At 33.3% G+C, this 7,301-nt stretch carries 3 protein-coding genes; 2 read left to right on the top strand and 1 reads right to left on the bottom strand.

The window, feature by feature from the left end; all coding sequences use genetic code 11:
- Window positions 1-211: 211 nt before the first annotated feature.
- Together Q4Q35_RS02205 and Q4Q35_RS02200 are read left to right on the top strand one after the other, a co-directional pair.
- Window positions 212-559 (top strand): YciI family protein, encoded by a 348-nt coding sequence (locus Q4Q35_RS02205; protein WP_303276287.1) that lies wholly within the window; start codon window positions 212-214, stop codon window positions 557-559.
- A complete protein-coding gene (locus tag Q4Q35_RS02200) occupies window positions 559-1,809 on the top strand; it encodes an RNA polymerase sigma factor (protein ID WP_303276286.1) in 1,251 nt (416 codons plus the stop codon). The genes Q4Q35_RS02205 and Q4Q35_RS02200 overlap by 1 nt, the downstream gene beginning before the upstream one ends.
- Before the next feature lie 37 nt (window positions 1,810-1,846).
- On the opposite strand, the gene Q4Q35_RS02195 is transcribed toward Q4Q35_RS02200, so the two are convergent.
- The gene (locus Q4Q35_RS02195) at window positions 1,847-6,706 is read right to left on the bottom strand and encodes a DUF8202 domain-containing protein (protein WP_303276285.1); all 4,860 of its coding nucleotides are present in this window, start codon (window positions 6,704-6,706) and stop codon (window positions 1,847-1,849) included.
- Between the last annotated feature and the right edge of the window lie 595 nt (window positions 6,707-7,301).

Genomic DNA, 7,301 nt, shown 5'->3' with positions numbered 1-7,301 from the left:
CATAGAGGTATTTCGCTGGTTTCATTTTGACCTAAAAAGGTCAAAAACCGAAATTCTGTATTTAGATTCCCGTTTTCACGGGAATGACAATTTCAACGGAAACCCCGAGGCAGAGCCTCGAGGAATTCTTTTCGATTAAATTTGAAAACTGTGTCCCCTTTTTTAATTTAGCAAACGTCTTAACTATATAAACTTTAAAATATATATAATTATGAAAGAATTTATGATGATTTTTGTTGGAGCTGATTACACAGATCTTGGACTTTCTCCTGAAGAACTACAAGGAAGAATGGGTAAATGGTTTTCTTGGAACGACAAAATGGAAAAAGCCGGTATTCTTCGTGGTGGAAATGCATTAACACCACAAATAAGGCGTGTTGTAGGTAAAAATAGAACCGTAACAGATCTTACTTCTGCCGAAGTAAAAGAAATTGTTGGTGGTTATTATATTGTTGAAACTACCGATTTTGATGCCGTTGAAAAAATTGCTGAGGACTATCCAGATTACGATCTTGGTGGCACTGTAGAAATTCGTGAAATCATGGTTTTTGACCGTTAATGGAAACAAAACTTATAGACCATCTATTCCGCTACCACAGTGGAAAGATGGTTTCCGTTTTAACGCGAATTTTTGGACTCTCTTATCTTGAAATCATTGAAGATGCTGTTCAAGATACTTTTATAAAAGCCAGCCTAAGTTGGAGAGCCAAACAACCAGATAACCCCGAGGCTTGGTTAACTCAAGCAGCAAAGAATCGTGTTTTAGATATTTTTAGGAAACTAAAAACTGAGCAAAAACATCTTCCTAACATCAATCAAGGAACAAATACTATTGCTATAAATGAACTCTTCTTAGACAACGAAATTGAAGATGCACAACTCAGGATGATTTTTACTGCGTGTCACCCTAATTTAGATTCCAGAGACCGTATTTCATTTGCTTTAAAAACAGTTTCAGGGTTTAGTATTAAAGAAATAGCATCTGCTTTATTAGCTAAAGAGGACACTATAAAAAAACGCCTTGTTCGTGCACGAAAATCTATCCAACAATCAAAGCTAAAATTTAAAATTCCACAGGGTAAAGCCTTACCTCAACGATTAGAAAGTGTTATGGAGGTACTTTACCTTATTTTTAATGAGGGATTTCATTCTAATAAAAAAGATACATTAATACGAAAAGAGTTATGTGGAGAGGCTATCAGGTTAACTCAAATGCTGCTAAAAAATGAACTTACACGCACTCCTGAAGTTTATGCTTTATGTGCCCTCATGTGTTTCCATTCAGCTCGATTAGACACAAAAACAAATACAGAAAACGAACTTCTAGACTTAAAAAATCAAGACAGAAGCCTCTGGTTCTTCCCCTTAATAGAACTAGGCAATGCCATGATGACTAAAGCCGTAGATACCGATGAGTTTTCATGTTACCATTACGAAGCTGCTATAGCTGCAGAACATTTACGTGCAACGCGTTTCGAAAACACTAATTGGGACAAAATATTATACTGGTACCAATGCTTAAACACATTACAGCCCATGCCCACCAACCTGTTAACGATGGCTGTTGTTTGTTTACAAAGCAAAAATTATAGTATGGCAAAACGTTATCTCGACCAACTTAAGCCCGATTATTTTGAGCAACGTTCTTACCTTTATTTTGCTACCTTATCTGATTATTATCATGCTAAAAACAAGATTGAAAAAGCTATAGAACAAATTAATTATGCACTACATGCTGTAACAAATACACTGGAAAAGGAGTATTTGCAAAAAAAGAAATCTAAACTACTAGCATTGAAAAAACCATAAAAATCCCAATTGAGGAATAACTCAGCTTATAATACTACTAATCAAGAACAATTTTTTTGTTTACGATACCTTTTTCTGTACTAATCTTCATAACATAAACACTTTCACTTGTATTTATAGGTATAGAAACATCTTCCAAACTATTCAATGTTACAGTTTTAATGTTTTGACCTAGAATATTATATATGGAAACATCTAAAATTTTAATTGCCGTTCTGTTGATTATACGTATTTCTGATGATTCTGAATCAAAATAGCTGATTAAATTATTAGAAACAGTATCATATCCGTCTACTGACAATTGACCTTGAGCAGATTGAAAAACTAATTTAAATCTGTCATCGTAGCTACCAGCTTCTAAATACGTTTCGAACGGTGAGTTCTCATCAATTGGATATATAATATTTGTGTTTGTATCTTTTATGTACAATTTCAAACTTGAATCTACATTTTCAACAGCATCAAGTTCTATAGTTATTAAACCCGATTTCTTAACAAGAAGTCCTAGTGAAAATTCTTGTGTTTCATCAATACGGTCTACACCTTGAATTACAAACTTATTATTACTAAAAGTCCAGTACATATCTTCTTGATTTACATCAATCATAAATGCATCATACCCCAAATCAAACTTGTTTGAAGCGTTTTTATTTTCCCCTAAAACGATTTGCCTATGATATCCTAAAGGTGAATTATACATTAAGCGTATTGTTGGTGTGTTATTTTCTTCACTATAGCTAAGACTTTCGTTCTTTTTACCTTTTGAAGGTTTTATAAATAAAGATGTCGAACCATCTTCTTTAGCAAAAATGCGCTGACTATTTTTAAAAATAATATCACCTTTATCAATAGTTACTAAAGGATTTCCATTTCCATCTTGAAAACCTCCAGTGGTTGTATATACAAAGAATCCTTGATTTACAGGAATGAATCTTCCTGGAGTTTTTGTTCCCTTAGCTTGATTATCATTAATTCTATAATCATTTGAAATAGCAACTGCACCTCCTACTATATTTCTCGTAGCATACCCACCTACATAATCTGATAAATGATGTGAGTTTTCTTCTCCAAAATGATCCCAAAAATATAAAGCACCATTAAATATAGTCCCTGTAGCATTGTTACCTCCAACGGTTGTACTCATATTATCTAATATAAATTCTGTGGCATCTATAGCTGAAGGATATGGATTCCCTATTAATCGCCTTATATCTCCCGAGATTTTATCAAAGTTTAACGTTATATCTCCATTATTTGGAACTCCTTCAAACACGTAATTTTGCTGTGTTGCAATTGAGACCGAGCCAGAAGTTCCTTTCATAGTAAAGCCCTCTCCTGGCAACAGGATATGTGTTTCGTCTATATATTCCCAAGCATAATGGTCGTCGAAAACTCCATAAAATTTCGTTAGCCAATGGGTACTAATTGTTATAGGATCTGTTGGAGCTCCATCTGCTGCGAAAGGAGACGACATAAAAGTTATATTTTTATATGACGACGACGTGGTACCATCATTTAAAATATCTGATACTGAATAATTAGAATTGGTCTTAGGAAGTCCCGTTCCTCTTGTAGTTGAGTTACCAGTTATTGTACTAACCGAAGATGACCAAAAATTGTAATTATACGAATTTGCAGTACCTTGTTGGTCTCTTTCAATATAGCCTCCACTATCGGCATCAACAATACTACCCTCTGTTTGTATTAATTGAGACTCCCCCACTAAATCTATAACACCATCTAATTCTAAATAATGTGAGATAACGAGTCCCTGTCCTGAATTTGTTTCATCTTGAGCATCATTAGGGTTTGCTATTGTTAAAGTGCCTGAATTACTTATTAATCCTAAGAGCGAAATATTTCTGTTTCCTGAAGTAATATCATGCAATGGTTTAACAATATTCCAATCTATCATCGTTACACCATCTAAGCCCAATGAGTTTGGTAACATCTGGTCTGTGCCATAACTCCAAGTAGCACTGGAATCCCACGTTCCATTAGTTGCTGAAGTATACGGTAATGGAGCCGTTTGCTCTCCTACTATTGATTTATCTTTGTTTAAACAGTTTAAACGTAAAAAAAGCTGATTACCTGATAAATCTTTAACAGATGTGCCATATAATGAATTAAAATCATAATACGCCCTTAAACTAGTCCACGGTAAATTAGCTATCTCATTTTTTAAAATAGCCTGAGGTATTACTTTACCATTTATATAATTGGTTCCGTTACTATTAAATTGCTCCATTTCCTGGTTCATCAAATATCTTATTTGATCTTGAGAAAGCACGATGTCCCAAATACAAACCTCATCAATTTCTCCTAAAAGCGGGTTAATAATAGTATTTTTATCAATATAAATAGCACCTATGGCATAATGATTGGCATTTGGAGATGGGCTTACAACATTCTGTACCGATTTATCTAAAATCCCATCTACATATAACAATATGGTTCCACTATCATATATAAATGTTATATGATGCCATTTACCATCATCAACATCCATATTCGATGTGTATTTTGGAGTTGTATCATCTACTAATACCTCAACATTTCCAGAGGTATTTAATCGTATTTGAAACTTTTCCCCTTTTGCCATAATAGTTCTATGACTTACATTAGCAGCACAATTAATCCAAGCAGAAATTGAAAATGAGTTCCCTTCCAAATTAACACTACGTTCTCCAACTAAGTAATCCCCCGAAGCTATATTTATAGCATGATTTTCTGTTAAATTAGCTGCTTTACCGAAAGTAAAATACTTTATCCCATCAAAATCATACCATGTTTCAAAATTAGAGTTTCCATCAAACGTAAGTGGTAAAACATCAATAATGCTCCCATCTGTAAAATTAGGATCATCTGCTACGATTAAAACATATTCTTCGGTTTCCAACTTAGTAAAGAATGAGTTAAGTACAATTGATAAAATAGATATCTTCACTGTTTCCACATCCCCATCTACATCTTCATTAGACTCAACTATTTTCCATTTTCTATTAATACGAGTTAAAGATGTAGTAACTCCAGAGCTTATTGTTACAATATTAGTATTAGTCCCCGAAAAGGCACCTTTATTATTTCCCCAAACTAAAAAATCGCCATCTTTTGCAAACTCGTTATTATTTGCACTGTTAGTTTCATATATACCTCCTAAACCAATGGTTACTTCAAATCCATTGTGTAAAGATTTTGATTGTTTTTGATTTAAATCGGAATTAGAATCTCTACCAATCCCAGCTACAAAATAATTAAATCCACTATTAGCTGTAGCATCCCATATTGTTGTACCAAACGAGTTGACATAATTTTTAATGGCCTCATTGCTAGAACGGCTGCCTAAAGTAATACCATATTTTATTCCCAAATACGATTCTACTTTTTGTCTATCATCAGCATCTAGAAGCTCAGAAAACGTAAAAATCTCGGCAATACGTCCATTTAAACTGCCTTGTCTATCAATATTTCCACCAATCCAATATGGAGACCCATCTACATTTGTAAAAGGACCTATTGAGCTCCCTTGTGTTGCTAAACCAGAAGCATTATATAAAGCACTTTCATGGGTTGGAGGAATGACCGTATTATTTTTAAAATTTATTATTCCTGCTTCTGAAAATGTACCATAACCTCCGGTAATTTCATAAATGTCTTCATCACCTATAAAACATGTCAAAGCTTCATCAGTAACTTTTGTGGTATAATCTCCAAACCCTATCCCTGTAATATCTCCTATATTTCCCGTTGAAACTCCAGAAAAAATGGTGTTTCTTAACGACGATTTCGACATAGAAACATCAGGAGTCATAACAATAAAAATGTCCTGTGTATAAAAACCATTCGTATCGTTATACAAATACTGTTCTAAGGAAGCCCCATCGTTTTCAAATTTAATAACTGGGTTAAAATTAATATTATCTGTAGCGGTATCTAAATATGTTGGCTGTTTTGCTTGGTCAGTCTGAATAGCATCCTTATCATTGGTTCCTAAATCCTGCCATTCTGAAACTTTAGAACCCGCTTCAATGATACCTCTAGTAGATTTTAACCACAACTTAAAGCTTGCAGTAACACCTCCTGGACCAGGAATATTTTCGTTAAACATTTCGGCACCCACAGTAAACCTAAATGTTGTATTATCAGAGTTACTTATACTTATAATAGATGTTTGTGTTCCAACCCCTCCCATTGGCGCAGTGAACGTAACTAAAATAGCTACAGTATCATTGGGTTGAATTGTTGCAGGTAGCGAACCAGACGCTGCAAAATCACTATTAGAACTGGAAACCGATGTTACATCCAAAGGACAGCTCCCTATATTAGTAATAGTATATGTTCTTGTAACAGATGTTCCTTCTTCTACAACTCCAAAAGAAGTCCCATTGGTATCTGAAGTTGTAATATCGCCATGGTTTACATCTCCATTATTACTTCCTACTATATATATTTTGGGTGCCGTATTTACCTCTAAAATAAAAACGAAATCTGCTTGATCACGAACACGTATAGTAACTAATGTTCTGCTTGTAGTGGTACAATTAGAATTAATATTTTCCACCTCAAAATCTAGCTGGTAACGTTGTTGATTACCATTCAAATTACAAAGTGCTGGTTTAATTCCCCCATTAACATTGTTCAGTCCACCATCAAAATCTGCTGTATTTGACACTTGTACATCACGCACTCTTAGTGCGTCACAATTTCCAGTTTCTATATTTGTTATTCTAAAATCTAAACTATTACCTGCATTAATTGTAACTATAGAACCACTAGAAATCGTATTCCCTCCAATAACTTGCACTTCCATGACTTGTGCAGTAGCAATCGAATTAATTAACAAAAATAAAATATAAAAGGTAACTTTAAGTAGGTTAGTAAGGGCATATTTTCTCATATAAAAAACTTAATTTGGGGCTTTAAATTTTTGGCTAATGGTTCTAACTAAAAAACACTAGACAGGTATAATTAAAAAAACTGATAAATACATAGTTATAAATGAACGAATAATTAGAAATAGGGCTACTTATTTAAGTCGTATAGATTATAATCTCTATCGACCGTTCAATAATTGTTATAAGCCTAGGACAAAATAATGAAATCAAAAGTTCACAAATTGGTCAATCGACCTCACAAACTGGTCAATTATTAAGGCTAAAACCTCTTTTTAAGGGTATTTACCTACAAAAAAAACGAATGATACGTTTATTAAAATAATTGTGTGTTATAATACTTCTTCTTTTAGAGTATATTTTTTACTACTTTTTATCACTAATTGGAAAGATCAAACTGTTTTCTGATTAACACTAAAATGTTTTGCTAACCAAATACTATTTGTGAATTATACCAATTATTATTTAAAATGAGCTATAAATAATTTGAATTATATTTTGTTCAGATAAGATAGAAAATTCAATCATAGCCTTAGTTATGGTTTTATACCCAGTCAAGCTGAGCACATGTTTTATATTGAAATATGAGCGAAATAGAAA

The sequence above is a fragment of the Flavivirga aquimarina genome, from assembly GCF_030540835.1.
GTDB classification, from domain to species: Bacteria; Bacteroidota; Bacteroidia; order Flavobacteriales; family Flavobacteriaceae; genus Flavivirga; species Flavivirga aquimarina.
The sequence above is the reverse complement of the archived record's forward strand: the minus strand, read 5'-3'. Positions and strand labels throughout refer to the sequence as shown.

What these genes read in the sequence shown, in the direction of transcription:
- Q4Q35_RS02205 (WP_303276287.1), top strand. Translation starts at nt 212, where the DNA reads ATGAAAGAATTTATGATGATTTTTGTTGGAGCTGATTACACAGATCTT.
- Q4Q35_RS02200 (WP_303276286.1), top strand. Translation starts at nt 559, where the DNA reads ATGGAAACAAAACTTATAGACCATCTATTCCGCTACCACAGTGGAAAG.
- Q4Q35_RS02195 (WP_303276285.1), bottom strand. Translation starts at nt 6,706, where the DNA reads ATGAGAAAATATGCCCTTACTAACCTACTTAAAGTTACCTTTTATATT.